The 24992-nt window shown below is 37.1% G+C and carries 20 protein-coding genes; 16 read left to right on the top strand and 4 right to left on the bottom strand.

The genetic code is table 11. The annotated features are described in order from the left end of the window. Window positions 1–27: 27 nt before the first annotated feature. Window positions 28–2031: an ATP-binding protein gene (locus FJA49_RS13375; RefSeq protein WP_140001419.1), complete on the top strand. Its 2004-nt coding sequence runs from the start codon at window positions 28–30 to the stop codon at window positions 2029–2031. On the opposite strand, the gene FJA49_RS13370 is transcribed toward FJA49_RS13375, so the two are convergent. Next, entirely contained in the window at window positions 2032–2994 is a 963-nt protein-coding gene (locus FJA49_RS13370; RefSeq protein WP_140001418.1) for a GlxA family transcriptional regulator, read from the bottom strand. 160 nt (window positions 2995–3154) lie between these two features. Between FJA49_RS13370 and FJA49_RS13365 the strand changes: the two genes are divergently transcribed. From FJA49_RS13365 to FJA49_RS13350, 4 genes are read left to right on the top strand one after another with little or no spacing between them, the layout of a single operon-like run. Further along, window positions 3155–3658, top strand: a complete 504-nt coding sequence (locus FJA49_RS13365; protein WP_140001417.1) for a DinB family protein — start codon at window positions 3155–3157, stop codon at window positions 3656–3658. 18 nt (window positions 3659–3676) lie between these two features. Beyond that, complete coding sequence (locus FJA49_RS13360) at window positions 3677–4060, top strand: VOC family protein (RefSeq protein WP_140001416.1); 384 nt, start codon at window positions 3677–3679, stop codon at window positions 4058–4060. Window positions 4061–4103: 43 nt separating this feature from the next. Then, window positions 4104–4523, top strand: a complete 420-nt coding sequence (locus FJA49_RS13355; protein WP_140001415.1) for a VOC family protein — start codon at window positions 4104–4106, stop codon at window positions 4521–4523. Between the two features lie 23 nt (window positions 4524–4546). Then, window positions 4547–4951 (top strand): VOC family protein, encoded by a 405-nt coding sequence (locus tag FJA49_RS13350; RefSeq protein WP_140001414.1) that lies wholly within the window; start codon window positions 4547–4549, stop codon window positions 4949–4951. A gap of 510 nt (window positions 4952–5461) precedes the next feature. On the opposite strand, the gene FJA49_RS13345 is transcribed toward FJA49_RS13350, so the two are convergent. Both FJA49_RS13345 and FJA49_RS13340 read right to left on the bottom strand, forming a co-directional pair. Further along, window positions 5462–5896 carry a hypothetical protein gene (locus FJA49_RS13345; protein ID WP_140001413.1) on the bottom strand — a complete coding sequence of 145 codons (435 nt, stop codon included), beginning with the start codon at window positions 5894–5896 and terminating at the stop codon, window positions 5462–5464. A 295-nt stretch (window positions 5897–6191) separates the two neighbouring features. After that, complete coding sequence (locus FJA49_RS13340; protein WP_140001412.1) at window positions 6192–6866, bottom strand: SRPBCC family protein; 675 nt, start codon at window positions 6864–6866, stop codon at window positions 6192–6194. Window positions 6867–7158: 292 nt separating this feature from the next. Between FJA49_RS13340 and FJA49_RS13335 the strand changes: the two genes are divergently transcribed. The 11 genes from FJA49_RS13335 (at window position 7159) to tamL (ending at window position 22381) form a co-directional block, all read left to right on the top strand. Then, window positions 7159–7674, top strand: a complete 516-nt coding sequence (locus FJA49_RS13335; protein WP_140001411.1) for a lipocalin family protein — start codon at window positions 7159–7161, stop codon at window positions 7672–7674. A 247-nt stretch (window positions 7675–7921) separates the two neighbouring features. Then, window positions 7922–9322: an anthranilate synthase component I family protein gene (locus tag FJA49_RS13330; protein ID WP_140001410.1), complete on the top strand. Its 1401-nt coding sequence runs from the start codon at window positions 7922–7924 to the stop codon at window positions 9320–9322. A gap of 12 nt (window positions 9323–9334) precedes the next feature. Then, window positions 9335–9901: an anthranilate synthase component II gene (locus FJA49_RS13325; RefSeq protein ID WP_140001409.1), complete on the top strand. Its 567-nt coding sequence runs from the start codon at window positions 9335–9337 to the stop codon at window positions 9899–9901. Between the two features lie 40 nt (window positions 9902–9941). Continuing rightward, on the top strand, window positions 9942–10934 hold the full coding sequence (gene trpD, locus FJA49_RS13320) for an anthranilate phosphoribosyltransferase (protein ID WP_140001408.1): 993 nt from the start codon (window positions 9942–9944) through the stop codon (window positions 10932–10934). A 2-nt stretch (window positions 10935–10936) separates the two neighbouring features. Then, window positions 10937–11728 carry an indole-3-glycerol phosphate synthase TrpC gene (gene trpC, locus FJA49_RS13315; protein ID WP_140001407.1) on the top strand — a complete coding sequence of 264 codons (792 nt, stop codon included), beginning with the start codon at window positions 10937–10939 and terminating at the stop codon, window positions 11726–11728. A 40-nt stretch (window positions 11729–11768) separates the two neighbouring features. Continuing rightward, window positions 11769–12377: a phosphoribosylanthranilate isomerase gene (locus FJA49_RS13310; protein WP_233590160.1), complete on the top strand. Its 609-nt coding sequence runs from the start codon at window positions 11769–11771 to the stop codon at window positions 12375–12377. After that, the gene (gene trpB / locus FJA49_RS13305; protein WP_140001406.1) at window positions 12374–13561 is read left to right on the top strand and encodes a tryptophan synthase subunit beta; all 1188 of its coding nucleotides are present in this window, start codon (window positions 12374–12376) and stop codon (window positions 13559–13561) included. The genes FJA49_RS13310 and trpB overlap by 4 nt, the downstream gene beginning before the upstream one ends. A gap of 2 nt (window positions 13562–13563) precedes the next feature. After that, on the top strand, window positions 13564–14325 hold the full coding sequence (trpA, locus tag FJA49_RS13300; protein WP_140001405.1) for a tryptophan synthase subunit alpha: 762 nt from the start codon (window positions 13564–13566) through the stop codon (window positions 14323–14325). Window positions 14326–14421: 96 nt separating this feature from the next. Beyond that, window positions 14422–14724 carry a hypothetical protein gene (locus tag FJA49_RS13295; RefSeq protein ID WP_140001404.1) on the top strand — a complete coding sequence of 101 codons (303 nt, stop codon included), beginning with the start codon at window positions 14422–14424 and terminating at the stop codon, window positions 14722–14724. A gap of 276 nt (window positions 14725–15000) precedes the next feature. Then, the gene (locus FJA49_RS13290; protein WP_140001403.1) at window positions 15001–20082 is read left to right on the top strand and encodes a translocation/assembly module TamB; all 5082 of its coding nucleotides are present in this window, start codon (window positions 15001–15003) and stop codon (window positions 20080–20082) included. Next, a complete protein-coding gene (tamL, locus tag FJA49_RS13285; protein ID WP_140001402.1) occupies window positions 20072–22381 on the top strand; it encodes a translocation and assembly module lipoprotein TamL in 2310 nt (769 codons plus the stop codon). The genes FJA49_RS13290 and tamL overlap by 11 nt, the downstream gene beginning before the upstream one ends. Window positions 22382–22454: 73 nt before the next feature. On the opposite strand, the gene FJA49_RS13280 is transcribed toward tamL, so the two are convergent. After that, window positions 22455–24959 carry an AsmA family protein gene (locus tag FJA49_RS13280; protein ID WP_199758386.1) on the bottom strand — a complete coding sequence of 835 codons (2505 nt, stop codon included), beginning with the start codon at window positions 24957–24959 and terminating at the stop codon, window positions 22455–22457. Window positions 24960–24992: the final 33 nt, after the last annotated feature.

Genomic DNA, 24992 nt, shown 5'->3' with positions numbered 1-24992 from the left:
GTTAGTACCCTAAATACCACATTCCATATGTCCGTATCAAAGACACCCCCAGCTATTGAAAGGATTATTGCCTTGGCAAACGAACCTATGGCACTGTTAGACAAAGCTTTTACTGTTATATGTTCCAATGCTTCGTTCCAAACAAAATTCAATCTGTCTGAATTTGCCACTTCTAAAAACAGGAATTTCCTTGAGATTATAGATTCTTCTTTTGATACAGTTTCGTTAAAACTTCTTTTTTTGGATGTTTTGAAAACGAAAGAGACTATTAAAGACTATGGAATCCATTCTAAAAATTCGCCTAATAATAAAATCACATTCAATATTGAGACTATTGATATAGATGGTGAAACTTTCCTGCTTTTAGCTTTTAACAATTATAGAGAAACAGAACAGCTACAATCTTTTTTGCAATCTGTATTGAACTCTACAAATTACGGAATTGCCAGCTATGAGCCTATATACAAAAACGATGACTCGATTAGCGATTTTAGGATAACCTATACCAATCCTGAAGTTCCTAGAAATTTTGGACTGGAACCTAAAGATGTCATTGGAAAAACCTGTTGCGAAGTATATCCCGGAATTTTCAACAATGGGATTTTCGAAAAAATGGTAAAATGTATTGAAACCGGCTTGCCCGATAACTATGAAATTGCTGTAAGTCATAACAATAAGACAATGTGGCTGAGTGCTACAATAGAAAAAGCCGGCCATGCTGTTGCAGTAACTTCAAAAAACATAACTCCTGAAAAAACGGCAGCCTTAGAGATCGAAGCCATCAACATATTGCTGTCAAACAAAAACAAAGAATTGGAACAGCAATTGCTCAAGGAATTTTCTGAAAGTTTTTATTCTTATGGCAGTGGCGATGCCTTTTTTAATTCTTTATTACTCGAAATAGCACAAAAAACAAAAATGGACTATGTGCTTTTAGGAGAAGTACAATTTAATGAATTAGGAGAAGAAATCATCAAAAGTATCTCTGTAATAGCCTTTGGAAAGGTTGCTGACAATTTCAAATATCAGATAAAAGACGGCCCGTGCGATGAAGTCATCAGAGGGAATTATGCCTGTCATCCACGTGACAGTCAAAAGCTTTTTCCAGAAAGCAGGACACTTGCTGATCTTGATGTAGAAGGTTATATTGCCTACCCGCTAATTGGCTCTTCCGGAAAAGTAATAGGACTTATAGCCGTACTGCACCAGAGTGAAATATACGACATAACCTATATCGAATCCTTATTGAAAATTGCTGCTAAAAGAAGCGAAATGGAATTTGAGCGCTTGCAGAATGAAAAGCTTTTAGAAATGAAAAATAAGGAGCTTGAAAGACAAAATGTCGAACTGGCATCTTTTGCCTATATTTCATCCCATGACCTTCAAGAACCGCTCCGTAAAATACAACTCTTTGCCAGCCGTATTCTTTTTAGAGAAAAAGCAAACTTTAGCGATTCTTCCCTCGCCTATTTCCAAAGTATTACCAATGCTGCCAATCGCATGCAGAATCTGATCGAGTCCTTACTCAACTATTCCAGTATGGATGCATCAGATATTTATTTTGTGCCCACTGACCTCAATGCTGCAATTGACGACATTAAAAATAATATGACTGATGTTCTCGAAAAAAAGAATGCACGTGTTGAAGTTGGCAAACTGCCTATGCTTTCTGTTATTCCAATACAATTTCAGCAACTGCTCACCAATTTGATTTCGAACGGCATAAAATACAGCAAGGCAGATGTTCCTCCGGTCATAAAAATAAATGCCGAACTTGTTTCTTCGGAAGAATTTACAGGAAAAAAATTCTGGAAATTGGATATCGCCGATAACGGAATTGGCTTTCCTCAAGAATACGAACAGCAAATTTTTGAATTATTCAAAAGACTCCATGGCAGATCCGATTATGAAGGCACAGGTATTGGTCTTGCCATCTGCAAAAAAATCGTTCAGAAACATGACGGATTCATCCGCGCTCATGGAATTCCAGGCGTAGGCTCTGTATTTTCAGTCTATCTTCCAGCTGAATAATCAGGCAACAAGGTTATTGAATTTTTCCCTATAAGCTGTTGGAGTCATCCCTACATTTTTCTTGAATAGGCTTCGAAAAGATTTCAGATCATTATAACCCGACTCAAACATCACTTCCATTACGCTCTGTCTTGAGTGTTCAAGCATCTGTTTGGCAGCTTCGATTCTGGTTTTTTGTAAATATTCAATTGGTGTAATTCCAGTCACCTGTTTAAAACGCCTAACCAGATTTCTTCTGCTTGCGGGAACATCCGTAATAATCTCTTCAATAGTATTGGCTTCACGGAAATTTTTCCTGATGACTTCTTGTGTCTGTTTGACCAAATCATCGCCATGATCTTCGGCCGGAGCAAATGTTCCAAAATAGGTTTGCTGATTCCGATCCAAATCGACAGAAAATACTTTTGCCGTTCTCACAGCCATTCTCCTGCTGCAAAAATTCTCAATAAGGCGCAACATCAAATGAAAACTATTTGTAGCTCCACCACTCGTATATACCCTTTCCTCTTCTGTGACTACCGCATCTACTTTTAAGTTTACGGCCGGAAAAGCATGCGCAAAGGCATATTCTGCATTAATATGCGTCGTTGCCGGTTTGTTGTCAAGCAGTCCGGTAGAAGCTAAAAGAAAAGCTCCCGTACAAAAGCTCGCAACTGAAGCTCCTTTTTCATATTGCTGCCGTAGCCATTGTATCCATTGCATATTGAGTGAAATTGCTTTCGGCACAATATCATGCTTAAAGGCAGGAATCAGTAAAATATCATACGTTCTTTCTGAATCAGGCTGCATCAGATTGTATTCAGAATACGTCTGTGCGACTTCATCCATGTGTAAAAGAGTAATGTCAAAAAAAGGAACCTGACCTTCTTCAACATAAAACTTATTAACGGTTTCAAATACGTCGAGCATCGCTGCAACGCTTAAAAGCCTGTGTTCTTGTGTAAGCAAAATACCTAATTTCATAGCTAATTTTTTAGGAGAAACAAATATAAAATATTTTGTCTTAAATCCCCCCTTATAATGACTTTAACTCACACCCTTTACGCATATTTTTTGAATTAATTTTACAAAACAATACAAAAGACAATATTTAATTCAATTTTTAATACTAAAATTTAAAGATATGAAAATCACAACCGCAAGTAACAGAATGTTTTCCCTGCTTGTTTTATACGATATGCAGACGCTCTATTTTGAAAGAGCCTTAGACAAAATTTCTGATGAAGATGCCCATAAAAGACTAGACACAAAAGCCAACCATATCGCATGGCTTTCCGGAAGTTTGGTGCAGCAACGCTATGAAATTGCAAACCTGCTTGGATATGCTGAAGAACAAAAAGCAGTCGAATTGTTTAAAGAAGGCAAAGGCATACAAGACAATGTAAAATATCCATCATTATCCCAGTTTTTGGACGATTGGAAAAAGATCAGTCCCATATTAAAAGATCTTTTAGCGAAGATAACCGACCAAAAACTGGATGAAAAATTTGAAATGATGCCTGGCATGTCGCTTACTTATTATGAGCTGATTACTTTTATTATTTACCGTGAGGCTAACTGTATTGGACAAATAGCATTATGGAGAAGACTTTTAGGCTACGACGCCTTACGATATGACGATATGTAAATCCAAAAAAATACAATCATGTTAAGCAACAGCAACGCATTTAGCGGATTTTCTGTAAATGACAGTAAAAAAGCCAAAAAATTCTATGGAGAACTATTGGGTCTAAACATAGTAGAAGACCCTGAAATGGAAGGAGTACTAACCCTAAAATTAGCCGGGGGAAACTCAATTCTTATCTATACTAAAGAAAATCATGAGCCTGCTACTTTCACCATCCTCAATTTTCCAGTCAAGGATATTGAGCAGGTTGTAGATGAACTTACAAAGCAAGGTATCCTTTTCGAACAATATGGCGGAGATATAAAAACCGACAAAAAAGGAATTTTTAGAGGAGGCGGGCCGCTTATTGCCTGGTTCAAAGATCCAGCAGGAAACATCCTCTCCATACTACAAGAAGAATAACATAAATCAATTAAATACGAACAATTAATTAAATTAAATCAAAATGGCAACAATCAACACTTACCTGAATTTTAATGGTAACACTGAAGAAGTTTTTAATTTTTACAAAGCTGCTTTTGGTGGCGAATTTGCAGTCATAATGCGTTTTGGAGATACTCCAGGGTGCGAAGAAATGCCTGCAACTGACAAAAATAAAATCATGCATATCGCATTGCCAATTGGCGGTAATATGTTAATGGGAACCGATGTTCCTGAAACTATGGAACAGGTTAAAAACGGAACCAGTATGTCCATCTCAATCAATACCGATTCTGAACAGCAAACCAGAGACCTGTATGCAAAACTTTCTGAGGGCGGCAACATCAAAATGCCGTTAGACACTATGTTCTGGGGTGCTTTATATGGTATGTTCACAGACAAATTTGGTATCCAATGGATGCTTAATTACGAATACGAAAAATAGTAAAACAATAAAATAATCGACTTATGGCAACACAAATCTTTGTAAACCTTCCCGTAAAAAACCTTAACCGATCCATCGAATTTTTCACAAAATTAGGCTATACTTTCAATCCTCAGTTTACAGATGAAAATGCAACATGCATGATTATTAGTGATACTATTTTCGTGATGCTGGTAGTTGAGCCTTTATTCCTGAACTTTACCAAAAACGAGCTTTGTGATACGACCAAATATACAGAATGCATCGTTTGTCTTTCAGCCGAAAGCCGAAATGCCGTAGATGATATGGTAAAAAAAGCAATCGCTGCAGGCGCAACTACACCAGTTGACAAGCAAGATCATGGCTGGATGTACGGACATGGCTTCCAGGATCTGGACGGACATCTTTGGGAAGTCGCTTATATGGATATAGGTGCAATGCCTAAATAAAAAACACGGCTTCGGCCGTTTTTTTATTTTAAGGCACTAAGTGGCTAAGGTTCTGAGGCGCTAAGTTTGTAAACTTCTCAAATCAGCGGTAATTTCTTTAATCCGTGTTAATCAGCGTTGAAAAAGAGGCTCTAAGATGCTAAGGTTCTGAGGCGCTAAGGTTGTGTCTTTCGTATGTAAAAGAGTAAATTATTGAAATAGTCACTACCACTATCAACTAACCATTATCAACTATCAACTACAGAGGTGCTAAGTTGCTAAGGTTCTGAGGAGCTAAGGTTGTGTCTTTCGTATGTAAAAGAGTAAATTATTGAAATAGTCACTACCACTATCAACTAACCATTATCAACTATCAACTACAGAGGTCCTAAGTTGCTAAGGTTCTGAGGCGCTAAGGTTGTGTTCCTTTATGAGCAAAAGAGACTTATTGAAAATATTTTTTGTATATCTTTTATTTGACGCAAAACCTCACAATAGTCACTACCACTATCAACTATCAACTAAAAACTATCAACTAAAAAGGCGGTATATCACAATTACTGTCAGCGCAAATAAAACATAAGCAGCAATCAACGGGAGGTAATAATCCTTAAAACGAGCTTTTGATGCTGTAGAATAGTTGAAAAGAAAAAACCAGTAAAAAATAGCTGCTAATCCGGTAATGATGCCAAAAATAAGGCCACAAAACCAGGTTGGGTCAATATCAGTATGCGTCCAGATGTAGTGATAGCAAAGAACTACAAACAATCCAGCGAGATAACGGACACCTTGCTCCCATCTTGATGTATGATTTAGAGACTTGTTATGGGCCAATTTTGATAAAACCAAGCCCAATACTACCGGTTCTTTAAAAATATGCTGAAACCGCTCCGATACATAGCGGCTAAAAACCGTCATGACATAGGTTGCGACAAAAGCAGCTACCAAAATTTTCACAAGTTCCATAACCAAAGATTTGCCTTAAAGTTTGCAATTAAAATCGGTTTTGCTTTTATACAATTTACAGGAAAAATTATAAGCTTACTGCTTCTCAAATGATATAAAAATTAAACATAATTATATAATCGATTTGAAATCTGCAGCCGTAACTTTGATAGTGTAAAATTGAAAAATCTATTGGAATAAGCTGATAATAAAAATCACAACTAAAATTTCAATTTCAAGATCTCTTGAGTTTGTATTTATTTTTGAGGTTTATTATTTGTTTGAAATCCCCATCTAACGATGGGGATTTTTATTTTTATGCTAATCCACTTTCAAAGTGTAATTTGCATCTTCTGATATCCTCTTCAATAGTATTCTCCAAAATCGGAGCTAATACTTTTCCAACTGTTTCTCCAATATTTCCAAAAGGAAAATGGTACGCAATGATAACACTTAATTTTGTTCCACCCTTACCATTGTCATAAAGTTGTACAGTCCCAATATTGTGAATCAAAGAATCTGAGTAGGAACGCCAACTAATTTCTTTATCTTTTTCATCTTTAATGATAGTAGCCTTCCACGGAATTGTGCCCAGATTTCCCGGAATTTTCATCCTCCATTCTGATGTTTCCTCATCGAGAACATCTACACTTTCCAGATGTTTCATAAATAATGGTAGGTTTTCAAAATTGCGCCAGAAACTATATACAGTTGAAACCGGCTGATCAATTATCATCTGTACCTTGACCAGGATATTTTGGGATTTCTCGACTTTTGGTTTGTCTTTTAATAAAGCATAACCAAAACAATGTCCGCTTGTTCCTCTAAAAATCATAAAACCGGCCAACAACGCACCGGGTAGATTTTTCGGTTTTTTAGCTAAGGCATCATAAAGCAGTACCGAACCCGATAAAACGGAAAGTAATCTTTCCGTACTCCCAATATTGACCTCCAGGTCAGATAATCGGGAAATTGCTTCTTGTACTTTCATTTTCAACAATTTAATTCCTATTAAATGTAGGACTAAAAATTCAGTTTCATTTTATATGCAGTTGGCATTTAACCTAGTTTTAACGCCTTTACTTTCTGCCTATCCAATCCTGTTTATTTTTTTCTTTTTTGAATTATTCATAATTATATCTTAAAAAATTAACTATTTTTAACTTTTACAAAGAATTATATAACCATCATTAAAAATAGTATAAAGAATTAACAGATTTAACTATTGAAATTTGTGAAAACTGCTAATAAACCAGTAGAGAACTAACCTAAAAAACAATGTTATGAAAAAAGGAAAAATTTTAGTCTTGGCAATTTTAGCTTTAGGCTTTGGAGCTTGTTCAAGTGATGACGATTCATCAAACAACAACATGGGAACTATTGAAGGAGTGTATGACCTGACGGAATTCAACACAGCAGCACCAACAGATTTTGATCAAAATGGAACAGCATCTACAAACCAGATGAGCGAAAGTAATTGTTACAATGATCGAAAAATCGATTTCAATTCAGACAATACTTTCACTTATGAAATGGATTATATCCTGATTGATACCAATACCGGCGTTGCCGTTTGTGCAGAAAATACCGTAACGGGTACATGGACAGCTACAAATAGTGTGATAACCGCTACTTATGAAGAAGAAAATGGTACGGAAGTAACACTTAATTTTACGAGATCAAACAACGGAAGAACATTAACCCAGGCAACAGCCTTAACTACCTATCCGGACAGAAATGCCGACGGAGTGGCATACAACAGAATCGGTGGTGTTACGTTAGTATTCACGAAACAATAATCTTAAAAAAACTGCTTTCCAAACGAAAGCAGTTTTTTAAATTTATATTAAAATTAGGCTGTATTAAAAAAACATTTATACATTTGCCTCAATAATTAGCAACATGAACTGCATTTTAAATAATACTTGGTGGTGGAATTACTTACGTCGAACTTCGTGAGCGAATCCTGCTATCTGTATTTTTTAAATCCAAATATATAAGGCTTGTCATCACGACAAGCCTTTTTTTATTCCCAAAATTGAACATATGAAAACGTATACATTACATTCAAAATACAAACAAATCCTGGCTGATACAATAACGCCAGTAAGTGTCTATCTGAAAATAAGAGACAAATTCCCTAACAGTCTTTTACTTGAAAGCAGCGATTATCATGCAAGCGATAACAGCTTCTCTTACATTTGCTGTAATCCCATCGCCTCAATCAAAATAGAAAACGAAACCATCGTTACCGCCTATCCTGATGGAGATTTCCAAGAGGTCAAAATTCAAAACGAAACGGATGTTATTGAGGCTATCCAAAAATTTGCTTCTCAATTCAAAGAAGAAAAAAACAATTTCAAATTCATAAACAATGGCCTGTTTGGATATATTGCCTATGATGCTGTACGCTATTTTGAAAAGACTTCCGTTTCACAAAAACAAGACAGCCACAAAATCCCTGATCTGTATTATGCCATTTATCAAAACATAATAGCAATCAACCATTTCAAAAATGAAGCCTATATCTTTTGCCATACCATAGACAACAAAGACAATATAGCCCAGATAGAGCAGCTTTTATTGTCTAAAAATTTTGCCTCATATACTTTCTCAAAACAAGGAACATCGTCTTCTAACCTGACAGATACAGAATTTAAAGAAAACGTAAGTCTTGCAAAAAAGCACTGCCATCGTGGCGATGTGTTCCAACTTGTGCTGTCAAGACGTTTCACACAAGGCTTTAAGGGCGATGAATTCAATGTGTATAGAGCCTTGCGAAGCATCAACCCTTCCCCTTACCTATTCTTCTTTGATTATGGCAATTTTAAAATATTCGGTTCTTCGCCCGAAGCGCAATTAGTTGTAAAAAATAACAAGGCAGAAATCCATCCAATTGCAGGGACTTTCAAGCGAACAGGAAACGATGAACAAGACACCATTCTTGCCAAAAAGCTTTCAGAAGACAAAAAAGAAAACAGCGAACATGTCATGCTGGTTGATCTGGCTCGAAATGATCTCAGCCGAAACTGTAATGGTGTTCAGGTAGATACTTACAAAGAGGTACAATTCTTCTCGCATGTAATCCATTTGGTTTCAAAAGTAACCGGAAATCTAAAAGAAAATGCCACTACCATGAATGTGGTTGCCAGTACTTTTCCTGCAGGTACTTTAAGCGGTGCTCCAAAACATAAAGCATTGCAGCTAATTGAAACCATAGAAAAAACAAACCGTGGATTTTATGGCGGAGCTATCGGATTTATGGATTTCTCTGGCAATTTTAACCACGCTATTATGATTCGTACTTTTTTAAGCAAGAATCATCAGCTCCATTGTCAGGCCGGTGCAGGAATTGTAGAAAGCTCAGACGAAGAAAGTGAAATGCAAGAAGTATATAACAAATTAGGAGCCCTGACCAAAGCATTGGATTTGGCAGAAAACATCTAAAAGTCAACAAAAATGAAAATAGTAGTTATAGACAATTACGATAGCTTTACTTATAATCTTGTCCATTATCTGGAAGAATTATCAGGAGAAGTAACCGTACTCAGGAACGATGAATTTGACATCGAAGAACTAATCACTTATGATAAAATTCTATTATCACCCGGACCTGGAATTCCGGATGAAGCCGGACTTTTAAAAGAAGTCATAAGACACTATGCTCCAACAAAAAGCATATTAGGAATTTGTCTCGGACAACAAGCTATTGGTGAAGTTTATGGTGGAAGTCTCATCAATCTGGACAAGGTTTATCATGGCATTTCATCCAAAGTGAAAATTATAGCAGAAGAAGAGTCTCTGTTCAAAAATTTGCCTGAAGAATTTGAAGTTGGCAGATACCATTCCTGGGTGGTGGCAACTGAGAATTTCCCAGAAAATCTTGAAATAACATCGATAGATGAAAACGGGCAAATCATGTCACTCAGACATCGAATTTTTGATGTAAGAGGCGTACAATTCCATCCGGAAAGCGTACTTACTCCTTATGGGAAAACCATTTTAAAAAATTGGCTTGAAAGCTAAACTAAAAGCATTTTATGTCAATTTAAAAAATAATATCACAATGAAAAACATACTCAATAGGCTTATTGCCCAAGAAACATTATCACAAGAAGAAGCTAGATTCGTTTTGGTAAACATATCTTCCGGCCAATACAATCCGAGCCAAATTTCGGCCTTTCTAACCGTATTTATGATGCGTAGCATTACGATTGATGAACTGTCCGGCTTTAGGGAAGCCTTGCTGGAACTTTGTATACCCATCGATTTTTCAGATTATAATACTGTAGATTTATGCGGCACTGGTGGTGATGGGAAAGACACTTTCAATATTTCTACACTGGCTTCCTTCGTGGTGGCCGGAACCGGAATCAAGGTCGCAAAGCATGGAAATTATGGTGTTTCTTCTATTTCCGGCTCTAGTAATGTGATGGAAAATCTTGGTGTGAAATTTAGCAACAATGCCGATTTCTTAAAACGATGCCTTGAAGAAGCTAACATTTCAATACTCCATGCTCCGCTATTTCATCCGGCTATGAAAAATGTAGGTCCTATCCGTAAAGAACTGGGAGTAAAAACCTTTTTTAATATGCTCGGACCTATGGTCAATCCATCATTTCCTAAAAATCAGACTGTGGGCGTTTTTAGTCTGGAACTGGCGAGAATGTATGCTTATCTCTACCAAAACACAACTGTCAATTATACTATCCTGCATTCCTTAGAAGGTTATGACGAAATTTCACTGACAGGAGAAACCAAAATAATCGCCAAAACTTCCGAAAGTATAATCAGTCCTAAAGACTTCCGATTGCCGACAGTAAGTCCTGATGAAATAAAAGGTGGTACTACCACAGAATCCGCTGCCCAACTTTTTCTAGATATTATTTCCGGACAAGGAACAGAAGCACAAAACCAGGTGGTGTGTGTCAATGCTGCTGTGGCAATTGCTACAGTCAATGGAGATTCTTTTTTAGAAGCCTACAGCAAAGCTGAAGAATGCCTAAAGAACGGAAAAGCTTTGGGAAAATTAAAAAAATTACAACAATTAAGCCGATAGTCATGACAATTCTAGATAAAATAATAGCGGATAAAAAACGTGAAATCCAATTAAAGAAAAGTATTATTTCTACCAAGCAACTGGAACGTTCCGATCTGTTTGAAAGACCTGTAATTTCCATTTCAAAAAGCATCAGAAACTCAGCTGGAATCATTGCGGAACACAAACGGCGTTCGCCTTCAAAAAAAGTCATAAACGATATATTTTCTGTTGAAGAAGTAACAAGAAACTACGAAATTGGAGGTGCAGCAGCAGTTTCCATCTTAACTGATGCAAAATACTTTGGTGGTTCCATCGAAGACTTGCAATTTGCCAGAGCCAGTGTTTCGCTTCCGGTTTTAAGAAAAGAATTTATCGTTGATCCTTACCAAATTTTAGAGGCCAAATCTCATGGCGCAGATGCCATCCTTTTGATTGCTGCCATACTGACTCGAGAAGAAATCAGTGAACTTTCAAACTTTGCCCAATCGCTTTCTTTAGAAGTCCTGCTGGAAATTCACAATCAGGAAGAACTGGACAAATCATTAATGTCGAGTCTTGACCTTATTGGTGTAAACAATAGGAATCTTAAAACATTTGAAGTCGATTTAGCCAACAGTCTTGGTCTATCCGAAGCTATTCCTGATGATTTTGTAAAAATTTCTGAAAGCGGTATCCAAGCCCCAAAAGATGTGCATGAGCTTAGAAAATATGGTTTCGAAGGTTTTCTTATAGGTGAAAACTTTATGAAAACAGACAACCCAGGGCTATCACTGAAAAATTTTATTGCTGCCCTCCATCCCGATACATTATAAACTCATGATGATGCAAAAAATACAGATTAAGATTTGTGGTATGAAATTTCCAGAAAACACTAAAGAAATCAGCCAATTATCTCCTGATTTTTTAGGTTTTATTTTCTATAAAAAATCACCCAGGTATCTTGAAGAAACTATTCATGAAATCGTTCCTAATATAAAAAAAGTTGGTGTTTTTGTAAATGCTTCTCTTGAAGAAATCCGGGAAAAATCCAAACAGTATGTTCTGGATTACATACAGCTGCATGGAGATGAAACTCCTGAATTCTGTGCTGCGGTTGAAAGCAGTACCTCTGCCAAAGTAATCAAAGCCTTTGCTCTGGATAGCAGTTTTGATTTCAGCATTTTAGAACCTTATCAAAATAGCTGTTCTTATTTTTTATTCGATACCAAAGGACAGCATTTTGGTGGCAATGGAATAGCTTTCGACTGGAAGATTTTAAAAAAATATACACTTTCTAAGAACTACTTTCTAAGTGGCGGTATCAGTCTGGAAACTGTCGAAAAACTCATTGACTTTTTAAAAAGTGACTATTCCGAAAAATGCTTTGCAATCGACCTAAACAGCCAATTTGAAGACAGTCCCGGTTTAAAAAACAGCAGTAAGCTCAAAGAATTTATGCAATTACTAAAACAAAAATTATGAACTCAAAATATAATGCTAACGAAAAAGGGTTTTATGGCCAGTTTGGAGGCACATTTATCCCAGAAATGCTCTATCCGAATGTAGAAGAGCTGCGATTAAAATATCTTGAAATTTCGCAAGAACCTGAATTTAAAAAAGAATTCATGTCACTACTCAAAGAATATGTGGGACGCCCAACTCCTTTATATTTTGCCAAGAGACTATCAGACAAGTACAACGCAAAAATCTACCTTAAAAGAGAAGACCTCTGTCATACCGGAGCCCATAAAATCAACAACACAATTGGGCAGATTCTCCTGGCAAAGCGATTAGGGAAACAGCGAATTATTGCCGAAACCGGTGCCGGACAACATGGAGTTGCAACCGCAACAGTCTGCGCATTAATGGGACTCCAATGTATTGTTTATATGGGCGAAATAGACATTGAACGCCAAGCTCCAAACGTGGCCCGTATGAAAATGCTTGGTGCCGAAGTTCGCCCTGCCACTTCAGGCTCAAAAACATTAAAAGATGCCACAAATGAAGCCATCAGAGATTGGATTAATAATCCGGAAGATACTTTTTATATCATTGGTTCTGTCGTGGGACCACATCCTTATCCCGACATGGTTGCCCGTTTCCAAAGTGTTATTTCTGAAGAAATAAAAATACAGCTTTTAGAACATGAAAACCGGGAAAACCCTGATTATGTCATTGCTTGTGTAGGAGGAGGCAGCAATGCTGCTGGCGTATTCTATCATTTTCTGGATGAGGAAAATGTAAAACTTTTAGCTATAGAAGCTGCAGGAAAAGGAATCTATTCTGGCGAAAGCGCGGCCACTTCTGTATTGGGAAAAATGGGTATCATTCATGGAAGCAAAACACTTCTCATGCAAACAGAAGACGGACAGATTACGGAACCCTACTCTATTTCGGCAGGATTGGATTATCCGGGAATTGGCCCGCTGCATGCACATCTTTTCGACACAAAACGTGCCGAATTTCTATCTGTAACTGATGACGAAGCCATGCAGGCAGGAATGGAACTCGCGCAATCAGAAGGAATAATCCCTGCCATTGAAAGTGCACACGCATTGGCCGCACTTGAAAACAAAAAATTTGACCCAAATGATATCGTCGTCGTCAACCTTTCCGGACGCGGCGACAAAGACCTGAATACTTATATCAATTATTTTAAACTTTAGAAATGAAACGTATCCAGAACAAATTAAAAGAAAACAAAAAGCTGCTTTCCATTTACTTTACGGCAGGTTTTCCAAAACTGGAAGACACCAAAACTATTATTCAAAATTTGGAAAATTCCGGAGTTGATATGATCGAAATTGGTCTTCCTTTTAGCGACCCTATAGCCGATGGGCCTACAATCCAGGCCAGCTCTACAAAAGCGCTCGAAAACGGCATGACATCTGATTTGCTTTTCCAGCAACTAAAAGACATTCGTCAAACCGTAGAAATTCCATTGCTTATCATGGGATATTTCAATCCTATACTACAGTTTGGCATTGAAAATTTCTGCAAAAAGTGTCATGAAACAGGAATAGACGGATTGATTATACCCGATCTTCCTTTAGAAATCTACCTTTCTGAATATGAGCCTATTTTTAAAAAGTACCAATTGGCCAATATTTTCCTGATTACGCCACAGACATCCGAAGAAAAAATCAGGCAAATTGATGACAATACAGACACGTTTATTTATATGGTTAGCAGTTCAAGTGTTACCGGAAGCAAAACAGAATTTAATCAAAAACAGCTGGCTTACTTTGAAAAAATAGCCTATATGAAACTAAAAAACCCACAAATCATAGGTTTTGGAATCAGTAATAAGACAACCTTTAATCAGGCAACACAGTCTCAAAAAGGCGCCATAATAGGCAGTCATTTTATAAATTATCTTGAAAAAAATGGTCCACTGAATATCAGTCCGTTTTTTGATGACATAAGGTAATAACTAAAAAAGATATAATTTTTTCAATCTATTATGTAAGTAAAAAAGCGTGTTTATGTTGGAACTTTGGAATAAATCAATTTAAAATTTAATCTTATGGAACCGACATATAACAACTCCGAAGAAGATTTACATCTCGATCAGGGCAGCCCAAATCCAAATAGTTTGAGAATGGGAAATGACAAAAGAGGTATTGACAATCCAAACCTGAACAGGGATAATAACAATCCTCACGACAAAGACAGGGACTTTGACGATGACGAAGAAGATGATGATGACTTTCTGGATGATGGCTTTGACGACGACGATTCTTTAACCGATGATGAAGAAGCTGATGACGATCCTCAAGATACAAAGCGCAATCAGAAACGTACTGGAACTAACACCAACCCTAAATAACCATAATTCCTACTAATGACGGAGGCAAAAGCCTCCGTTTTTATTTTAGAAATCCTTAAGTTCTATTTTTAATAAAAAAGCAATTCCAATTTGGACATGACACAACAGTATCAATCTATAAATCAAACCAATAATTATTTGACAAAGTCATTCGCCAATTAAATGATACAATAATTCCAACTAAATTTGTTAGTTTTTTTCTGTCATTTTGGGAAGTATTTAATAAAAGTGAACTTTTAAATTCTTAAATTTAGAGTGAATAAAAACAAAATCCGCTTGAATAAGTACGTCAAAAAAGGACTCAAAATTACCGCTTGGACTCTAGGATCAATTCTGGGTCTGCTTCTGCTAATCATAATTTTAATACAGATTCCTTATTTCCAGAATCTTATTAAAGATAAGGCGGTTTCCTGTCTTGAAGAAAAAATCAAAACTCCGGTTGAAATCAAAAGAATCGAAATTGGGTTTCCCAAAAAAATAATTGTTGAAGGTATTTATTTTGAAAGTCAGGAAGGCGATACTCTTTTGGCAAGCGAAAAGCTGAAAATAGATATCAGCCTTTTTAAATTATTGCGAAACAAAGTAGAAATCAATTCGATTGACCTCCAGGGAGTCACGACAACCATAAAAAGAGATAAAGATTCTGTATTTAATTTCGATTATATCATTAAAGCCTTTGCATCCGAAGAGCCTAAAAAAGAAGATTCGGAACCGATGCAATTCTCCATAAAAAAAATAAACCTGGATAAAATCAAAGTCCGTTTTGATGATAAGATTTCAAAAAATGACCTGACTGCCTACTTGCAGCATTTTGATACCAAAATCACAAAGTTCGATCTCGAAAAAATGGATTTTGAAGTACCAAAAATCAATCTTGATGGGTTTAATCTGATGCTCAAACAAGGCGAAATCATTGAAGAAGTGGCTCAAAATACGGTTGAAGTTGCAGATGAAGCCGTACGAAGCCCCGAACTCAATCTTAAATTGGGAGAAATCAATCTGGCCAATATCAATATCGGGTTTGATAATGCAGGAACACGCCTTAATACGGGTATAAATTTGAAAAAACTACTTGTCGAATTCAATGCGATAGATCTCAAAAAACAATATATTGATCTTAAAAACTTTGAAATTGATGGCATAAAAGGCGGACTTACATTTGGCAAGCTCGACAAGAAAATTACAGTCAAGGCACCTGATTCGCTTAAGGCCACCGCTCCAAACTGGAAAGTAAAATTAGATGAAACCTCTCTAAAAAATATTGCTTTCCGTTTTGATGATGAAAATGCTGTTAAGGCCAAAAAAGGAATCGACTACAAGCATCTCAATCTTGACAATGTACAGCTACAGGGTAAAAAGCTTTATTATAGTTCCGATACAATTTCCGGGAACATACAGGCTTTCAGTATGAATGACCATAGTGGTGTTAGTATCGAATCCTTCCGAACCGACTTTTTCTATGGCTCAAAAAGAGCTTCGCTTAAAAAACTATACCTGAAAACACCACAAACGTTAATCAAGGACGAAATCAACGTTACTTACGACAACATTGCTACGATTGCAGACAATTTAGGAAGTCTGGGAATCAAAGCTTCGCTTAAGGACAGCCGTGTTGGTTTTAAAGATATACTGCTATTTGTCCCGACTCTGGAAAATACCAATCCGTTCAAAACGAACCCAAATGCGGTGATGTATATTAATAGTGAAGTCTACGGAAAAGTAAGCGACATTATTATCCCTAATCTTGAAATTAGCGGTATCGGAACAACAGTTATTGCAGCCAGCGGCAGGATTACTGGACTTCCGGATCCAAAGAAAACCTATTTTGATTTAAAAATACGTGAATTCAAGACCTCATCAAAAGACATCAATACGTTTGTTCCGGAAGGGACAATTCCTTCCAACATACAGCTTCCTTCACAACTGTCTTTAAACGGCTTTTTCAAAGGATCAGTTGATAATTTCAATACTGACATGGCTTTGGCCAGTAGTTTTGGAAAGGCAAAAATAAAAGCCACTTTTGACCAAAGAAGAAAGAATCATGAAAAATATAATGCCGACGCCATAATCGATAATTTTGATATTGGCAAACTGCTCAAAAACGATTCGTTAGGAAAAATAAGCCTTAGAGCTAAAGTCAACGGGACAGGATTAGATCCTAAAACAGCAAATGCAACTGTTGATGGTAGGCTGGTAAAAGCAGAATTCAATCGATATGTGTATCGTGACCTGAAATTAAAAGGCGCCATACAAAACGGGAAATTTGATGTCAAAGCCGGAATGGATGATGCTAACCTTACATTTGTCCTTGACGCTGAAGGAAACTTTAAAGACAAATATCCGGCTGTAAAATTAAAGCTGAATACTGACATTGCCGATTTAGAAAAACTCAACCTACATGCCGGTCCTTTAAAAATCCGTGGTAACGTATATGCAGACATTACGAGTTCTGATCCTGCTTTTCTAAACGGAAAAATCGATATCCATAACATCCTGATTGCTGATGCTAAGGAAACCTATGCGTTAGATTCAATAAAAATTGCTGCCGTATCAACTGCTGAAAAAGATAGTATTACGTTGAAATCACAATTTATAGATGCTTCAATTATTGGGAAATTCCAAATTGACCACGCCCCAACTGCCTTATCGAATACAATCGCTAAATATTACGATACCAATCCAAAAGCACCGAAAAAAGTAACCAAACCACAACAGTTCGACCTAAAAATAGGAATTAAAGAAGACCCTATTTTAGTCAAATTATTACCGGAACTCACAAGCCTCTCTCCTATCCAAATTAATGGAAGATACAATAGTGAAGGCGATAGCATTACCGTGACTGGAAAAATTCCAAAAATAATATACGGAGCAAACACCATCACAAACGGCCAATTGGATATTGAAACCGCTGATGACGCATTAGTATACAGTCTTATTATTGACGATATCAAAAATTCGCAAATTAACCTGCCATATACCAGCCTTTCAGGTGAAGTAAAAAACAACAAAGTCAATTATACGCTGCTTGTAAGAAACAAAAAAGACGAAGACCACTATCTGATAGCCGGAAACCTAATGTCAGCCGAAGGTTATACCCAAATTTCGTTGGAACCTGATGGACTAATACTAAACTACGAACCGTGGGATATTGAAAGAGAAAATATCATACGTTTTGGAGATAAAGGTATCTATGCGGATAACTTTGAATTAAGCAATGAAGGAAGTTCTATAAAAATCCAATCCCAATCCGAAAAGCCAAACGCACCACTGGATGTAACCTTTAATGATTTCAAAATCGAAACCATTACAAGTGCTATTCAAAAAGATACGCTCTTGGCAGGCGGAAAAATTGATGGTAATGTATTGCTTAAAAACCTGACAGGCAATCCCACTTTTACTGCCGACCTAAATATCGAGGACTTTAGCTTCAAAAAAGACACTATAGGAAACATCAGTATCAAAGTAGATAATGAAACTGCCAATACACTCGATGCCCATGTAGCTATTACCGGAGACGGGAATCAGGTAAACCTTGATGGGATTTACAGAACAGACAACAGTACTTTTGATATGACTCTGGATATCGAAAAGCTTAATATGAAAGCTATCCAAGGATTCACAATGGGTAATCTTACTGAAAGTACCGGATTCCTATCGGGAGATTTCAAAATCACTGGAAGCACAAAACAACCAAGCGTTATAGGTGAATTGCAGTTTAATGAAGTTGGATTCAAAGTAAAACAGCTTGCTTCCAAATTTAAATCCATGAACGATAAGATTTCATTTACCAATACAGGAATAGGCTTCAATAATTTTTCTGTATCCGATTCAGAAGACAATCTTTTAACGGTCAACGGTCGTGTTCTTACTACTAATTATAGTGATTTTGGTTTTGACCTAAAAATCAAAGCCGATAATTTCAAGGCGCTCAATTCTAAAGAGAAAGACAACGATCTTTATTATGGCGTTTTGGTATTAGATACCAATCTTAGCATAAAAGGAGACTTGAATAAACCTGTCGTTGACGGAACACTCAAAATTAACAAAGACACCGATTTGACAATTGTGCTTCCGCAATCTGATCCGTCTTTGGCAGATCGTGATGGAATCATAGAATTCATCGATCAGGATGAAGTACAAATCGACAAACGATTTACAGCTCAAACAGAGGCACTGACACAGACAGAGTTTAAAGGAATGGATGTTTCCGTCAACATCGAAATCGTAAAAGAAGCAGAGTTCACCATGATTATCGACAAAGGAAATGGAGATTACCTAAATCTGAAAGGTGAAGCTCAACTTACCGGAGGTATAGACGAATCTGGAAAAACAACACTAACCGGAAGATATGAATTCAATGAAGGTGCTTATCAACTAAATTACAATCTGATTAAAAGAAAATTTGATATCAAAGCTGGCAGTTATATCCTTTGGACAGGAGAACCTACTTCAGCAGATGTCAACATTACTGCCATTTATGAAATAGAAACTGCTCCTATCGACTTGTTAGACAATCAGCTGAATAATGCAGCTCCAGCCGTGCGGAATACTTACAAACAAAAAATCCCGTTCCAGACACTACTAAAAATGAATGGCGAGCTGCTAAAACCGGAAATTACTTTTGATATTGTACTTCCTGATGGAAATTATGGCGTCGCCACTGAAATTATTTCTGCATCAAAAACAAAACTGGCACAGCTCCGTCAAGAACCAGGAGAGCTTAACAAACAAGTTTTTGCGCTGTTACTGTTAGGCCGTTTTATTGGTGAGAATCCTTTTGCCAGCGATGCCGGAGGAGCAAGCGCAGGAGCACTTGCCAGACAGAGTGTGAGTAAAATTCTATCACAGCAGTTGAATAATCTGGCCAGTGATCTAATACAAGGCGTAGAACTTGACTTTGACCTGCAATCCAGAGAAGATTATACAACCGGATCGAGAGAAGACAGAACCGATCTTAATGTAGGTCTGTCAAAACGATTGTTAAACGACCGACTCAAAGTGACTGTAGGAAGTAGTTTTGGCATTGAAGGTCCACAACAAGCCAATGAAGAAACAACAAACATTGCTGGCGACGTTTCAGCAGATTACCAACTCACAAAAGACGGACGCTATATGGTTCGTGCCTACAGGAAAAACCAATATCAGGTAGCACTGCAAGGACAAGTCGTAGAAACTGGAGTAGCCTTTATCATTACGATGGATTACAACAAATTCCGGGAACTTTTTCATAGGACAGAAGAAGAAAAAAGAATGATAAAAGAAACCCGAAAACGTGAAAAAGAATTGCGGGAAAAGCAAAAAGAAAAAGAAAGATTAGCCAAAGAAAAAGAAGAAAATGAAACCGACAATGAAAACTAGCCTAAAATATACGCTCTTTTTTACCTTACTCTTCTTGTATGGCTGTAGCAATCTGAAATATCTGGAAGAAGGCGAAGCACTCTATGTAGGCGGAAAAGTAAAAGTTGAAGACTCGCTCCTATCCCGTAAAGAAAGGAAAAATCTGGAAAAGGAACTGGAACCCTTATTACGCCCATTGCCTAATAAAAAATTCTTAGGACTTCGTCCAAAGCTTTATTTCTATAACATTGCTGGCGAACCTACAAAAGACAAAGGATTCCGTTATTGGCTTCGCAATAAAGTAGGAGAACCGCCTGTACTATTCAGCCAGGTTGACCTTGAATACAACGAAAGCATTCTTCAAAACTATGCCGAAAATAAAGGTTATTTTAAAGTAAGGACAGAATCTGACTCAACCGGAACGAGCCGCAATAGAAAAGTTACTGCTGAATATATCGTCCGTCCGGGCAAACAATACAAAATCAAAAGCGTAAAGTTTCCATCTGACTCTTCAGTCTTATCAAAAAATATCGCCCAACTGCAACGCCGTAGCCGATTAAAAGTGGGTGATGCTTATAGCCTGGACAATATCAAAGATGAAAGAGAACGTATCGATACTCGTTTAAAAGAAAAAGGCTACTATTATTTCAGTCCCGATTTTATATTGGTACAAGTCGATAGTACTGTAGGAAAACAAGAAGTAGATTTGATCGTTAAGGTAAAAAGTGAGACTCCGGAACGCTCCAAAAAAATTTATAAGATTAACGAAACCTATATCTACCCAAATTATTCCATCACTACTGATAGTGTTGTTATAGATAAATCCTATGCTGAAAAATACAAAGACCTTACCATTATCGATACGATAAAAACGTTTAATCCTCGTATTTACGACAGGACACTGTATTTCAAAAAAGGTGATGTTTATAACAGAACCGACCACAATCTTTCGCTCAATCGTCTTGTCAATCTCGGAACCTTTAAGTTCGTAAAAAATGAGTTTAGGGTTTCAGATTCCATAGATGATGCGCTCGATGCCTATTATTACCTCACACCACTTCCTAAAAAATCAATCCGTGTAGAAGTACTCGGCAAGACAAACTCTGCCAATTACACCGGAACAGAACTCAATGTCAACTGGCTGAACAGGAATACTTTTAAAGGAGCTGAGCTGCTCACGATTACTGCCTTTGGTGGTATGGAAGTGCAAGTATCAGGACAAAACAAAGGCTATAATGTTTTCCGTTTTGGAGGTGAAACCAGCTTAATATGGCCCCGCTTTATTGCGCCTTTCCAATTTCAATCCGGTAGCGGATTTGTACCAAAAACCAGAGCGTTGATTGGCTACGAACATCAGGAACGCCAGCGACTTTATACGCTGAATACTTTTAAAGGTTCTTTTGGCTATTTATGGAAAGAAAATGCACGTAAGGAGCACCAGCTGAATCTCACGGAAATCACTTATGTAAGTTCCGGCAACGTTTCAGCCGAATACAGGGCACAAATTGAAGGAACAGATGAAACGCCAGGAAATCCTTCGTTAGCCCGTGTCATTGAAAAACAGCTGATTTTTGGCCCTACCTATTCGTATACGTATACCAACACAATGCGTAGAAGGCGTACCAATACTTTTTATTACAAAGGCAGTATTGACCTTTCTGCTACGGCAACGGGATTGATTATGGGAGGCAATTCAGATAACCCAAAACAAATCTTAGGTGTCCCGTTCAGCCAATTTGTAAAATTAGAAAATGAGTTCCGCCATTATTTAAAACTTGGAAACGATTCGCAACTGGCCAGCAGAATTATTGTTGGAGTAGGAATTCCTTATGGAAACTCGAAAGAGCTACCTTTTATCAAGCAATTCTTTATAGGCGGAACAAACAGTATCAGGGCATTCAGGGCACGTTCTATTGGCCCTGGAACCTATAACCCGAATGTAGAAGAAAGTTCCTTCCTACCCGACCAATCCGGAGATTTAAAATTGGAACTAAATACAGAATACCGTGCCAAATTGTTTAGCATCGTACATGGCGCTCTTTTTGTAGATGCCGGAAATATCTGGTTGATGAATGATAATGAAAATAAAGCGGGTGCCCGTTTTTCGAGTAAATTTATTGATGAACTTGCGGTTGGTGCCGGTGCCGGTCTGCGATTTGACCTTTCCTTTTTAGTCTTGCGATTGGATCTGGCTTTCCCATTACGCAAACCTTATCTACCAGAAGGAGACCGTTGGGTAATCGATAAAGTCCGATTTGGAGATCCAGATTGGAGAAAAGAAAATCTGGTTTTTAACCTAGCAATTGGTTATCCTTTCTAGTACTGTACTTTGTGTCTCTGCGTCTTTACGTGAAATAATTGCTCGCAAAGACGCAAAGCTTATTGCCTATTGCTTATTGCTTATTGCTTTTTAAATCCACTTCCTCATTTCTTGTTTTCTTACTAACAAGCCTGATTTTTATTTTTCCGTCATCGCCGTCAGATGCCAGGAGATGCAGTACTATTCCCCTATTTCTTCTCTCTTCCAGTTTTTCTTTATCAGTTATGCCTTTGTCGTTTTTAGGATTTCGGAGCGGTACATCAAGTGCTATGTTTGTCCCTTTTCCAAAAGAATAGATTCCAGCTACATCCATATTCAATACGCTGGAATTAATCTGCATTGGATGGATGGTTATCTTTTCTCCGCTTATATCTAAATTGCCTTTCAGGTTGCTGAATGTAATAGTATCCAAATCCCGGAAAGGAAAAGCAAATTTTCCGGCACTTTTAATGGGTTCAAACTTAAGCAGTGCACCATTTTTAAGCGTGAAACCTACCATTCCGTCCATTGATTTGGGTATTAATTTACCTTCATTTGAAATCGCTCCGGAAATGGCAGCAGCCGTTGTAAGATAGCCCTTCAGATTTTTCGACTTCAGAGACTCCATATCAAAATCATTGAACGCATAGAAAAACTTTTCTATCGCCACATTGGATACGTTTGCCTTTATCGAAAAATGATTTTTTGTTTTCCCTTGCTGTACTGAACCATTAAGTTTTACTTGTCCGCCTGCATGATTCACTACTGCGTTTCGTATTGTGATTCCTGAATCTGATAATAAAAGGTCAGCTTTTGTATTGGTAGCCGTAAATTTATTATAGTAAAATTTATCAATCTGAACGCTCAGGGCGACATTGCTCTTTTCAAAAAGAAAGTCCAGTTTATCGTTACCATTTCCCTTTTTTGTTTTTACAGGTGCATGCTTCACAGTTTTACGATTTTCTAAAAACCCGAGAAATTCTCCCAAATACAATTGAGGGCTTGTTACTTTCCAGTTGAGCACTAGCTTTTCAGGTTCTGTATAATACAGGTTTAGGAAATTTTGAATGCTTCCTTCCATGTTTACGATACTTTTGCCACTTTGTAGCCTGATATTGCTAATGAATAAATCCTTATCCGTAAAATTCAAAGCTACATTCGTGTTTTTGAATACCAGGTTTCTTGGCACATAGCGCATGTCTCCATTATCTATCTTGACCAATCCCGAAACAAACGGTTTGGTAATTTCGAAGTCGACAACATCGGCTTTGAAGTGAAGTTCAACATTGGCATTGCCTTTAGAAAATGCCATCAGGTCTTTATCAACGCAATTGTTCAATTTTTCCAATGGAAAATTGGCTTTAAAAACACCTGAGACAATGGGCTTGCTGAAATCATTAATTATCGCAGAATCCATTACAAAAGGAATTTCTTTATAAGCGCCTTTGAAATTCATAAGTTTTACTACAGAATTGGGATCGTCAAATCCTTTGCCTTTAACCAATTCATTAGTATACATTCCGTTAAAGCTACAATTGTCTATTATTCCATCAGGAATATGAAGTCGGTTGTTTTTGACAACTGCTTTTACCAGAAATAACGGATCGCCTTCTGCATTCAAATCACCAATAATATCACAGTTGACATCAATGGGTTTTTCCAGATCAAAGCGGTTGAGCTGTCGGCTGATATTATTTGAAAGCAGATTGGAAGCATTTTTCCATAAAATATTATCGGCTTTGATATGTAGCGAAAAATCCGATTTGGTTTTGCCTATACTGAACTTCCCTCCAATATTGAAGTTGTCGCTGCCTATTTCCAAATCATTGGGTTCAAAAACAATAGTTTCAGCTTTCTCATCATACACAATATCAAGTTTGCCATTGAGTGTCTTGTCTTTGATAAAACTTCCGTGTACGGTATTAAAAGCGAGACTTTGAGCAGAAGCATCTAAATTTACCGCTGCTTCCCATCCTTTTGAGTTATAATCGAGCCTACCTTTCAGCTCATTGATTGAAAATTCAAACAGTTTTTTTCCTTTAAGATTCTCTGAGATAAAAATAACATTGTGCAGATTAAACGCCTTTATTTCTGCGAAAGAACTGCTTTCACCTGTGGTCTCCTTTTCTTGTTTTGGTTTAAAAATAGCTGTATTACTATAGCCATTTTCGGCAATAAATAAATGAATCTTCGCATCATTGATATCTATTTTTTTAACCTCCAGTGTTCCTCTGAGAAAAGCCAATATATTAATCGAAATATTAAAATCTTCAGCTTCCAGCAACGTATTTTTGTGAGAATCCCAAAGGCTATCCTTTAAAGTCACATTTTTTATTCTTAGAGAAACCCGTGGAAATCCTTGCAGAAATGTAGGCTCTATACTTTCTGCTGTAAATTTACCATTGATGTTTTCGTTGATTTTTTTATTGACAGATGCTAAAATTTCTTCTTTATGAGTATTGACATAAAAAGCGAGTCCCAAATACGTAATGACGATTAGCAAAAAAATTCCTGATAAAACCCTAAGCGAAATTCTAACCCAACGAGGCAGGCCACTTCTTTTTTCAAGGAATCTGGAAAGTGTAGCTTTTATTTGCATAGACTATTATTACTATTGGCAGGCAGTACCACC

It is taken from the genome of Flavobacterium microcysteis, assembly GCF_006385255.1.
GTDB lineage: Bacteria > Bacteroidota > Bacteroidia > Flavobacteriales > Flavobacteriaceae > Flavobacterium > Flavobacterium microcysteis.
Note: the sequence above shows the minus strand (reverse complement) of the source record. Positions and strands in the feature narration are given on the sequence as shown.

Coding starts and splice junctions, on each gene's coding strand:
- FJA49_RS13335 (WP_140001411.1), top strand. CDS start 7,159: ATGAAAAAAGGAAAAATTTTAGTCTTGGCAATTTTAGCTTTAGGCTTT.
- FJA49_RS13295 (WP_140001404.1), top strand. CDS start 14,422: ATGGAACCGACATATAACAACTCCGAAGAAGATTTACATCTCGATCAG.
- FJA49_RS13365 (WP_140001417.1), top strand. CDS start 3,155: ATGAAAATCACAACCGCAAGTAACAGAATGTTTTCCCTGCTTGTTTTA.
- trpC (WP_140001407.1), top strand. CDS start 10,937: ATGACAATTCTAGATAAAATAATAGCGGATAAAAAACGTGAAATCCAA.
- FJA49_RS13355 (WP_140001415.1), top strand. CDS start 4,104: ATGGCAACAATCAACACTTACCTGAATTTTAATGGTAACACTGAAGAA.
- FJA49_RS13345 (WP_140001413.1), bottom strand. CDS start 5,896: ATGGAACTTGTGAAAATTTTGGTAGCTGCTTTTGTCGCAACCTATGTC.
- FJA49_RS13370 (WP_140001418.1), bottom strand. CDS start 2,994: ATGAAATTAGGTATTTTGCTTACACAAGAACACAGGCTTTTAAGCGTT.
- FJA49_RS13350 (WP_140001414.1), top strand. CDS start 4,547: ATGGCAACACAAATCTTTGTAAACCTTCCCGTAAAAAACCTTAACCGA.
- FJA49_RS13310 (WP_233590160.1), top strand. CDS start 11,769: ATGAAATTTCCAGAAAACACTAAAGAAATCAGCCAATTATCTCCTGAT.
- tamL (WP_140001402.1), top strand. CDS start 20,072: ATGAAAACTAGCCTAAAATATACGCTCTTTTTTACCTTACTCTTCTTG.
- FJA49_RS13360 (WP_140001416.1), top strand. CDS start 3,677: ATGTTAAGCAACAGCAACGCATTTAGCGGATTTTCTGTAAATGACAGT.
- FJA49_RS13280 (WP_199758386.1), bottom strand. CDS start 24,959: ATGCAAATAAAAGCTACACTTTCCAGATTCCTTGAAAAAAGAAGTGGC.
- FJA49_RS13340 (WP_140001412.1), bottom strand. CDS start 6,866: ATGAAAGTACAAGAAGCAATTTCCCGATTATCTGACCTGGAGGTCAAT.
- FJA49_RS13325 (WP_140001409.1), top strand. CDS start 9,335: ATGAAAATAGTAGTTATAGACAATTACGATAGCTTTACTTATAATCTT.
- trpD (WP_140001408.1), top strand. CDS start 9,942: ATGAAAAACATACTCAATAGGCTTATTGCCCAAGAAACATTATCACAA.
- FJA49_RS13330 (WP_140001410.1), top strand. CDS start 7,922: ATGAAAACGTATACATTACATTCAAAATACAAACAAATCCTGGCTGAT.
- FJA49_RS13375 (WP_140001419.1), top strand. CDS start 28: ATGTCCGTATCAAAGACACCCCCAGCTATTGAAAGGATTATTGCCTTG.
- trpB (WP_140001406.1), top strand. CDS start 12,374: ATGAACTCAAAATATAATGCTAACGAAAAAGGGTTTTATGGCCAGTTT.
- trpA (WP_140001405.1), top strand. CDS start 13,564: ATGAAACGTATCCAGAACAAATTAAAAGAAAACAAAAAGCTGCTTTCC.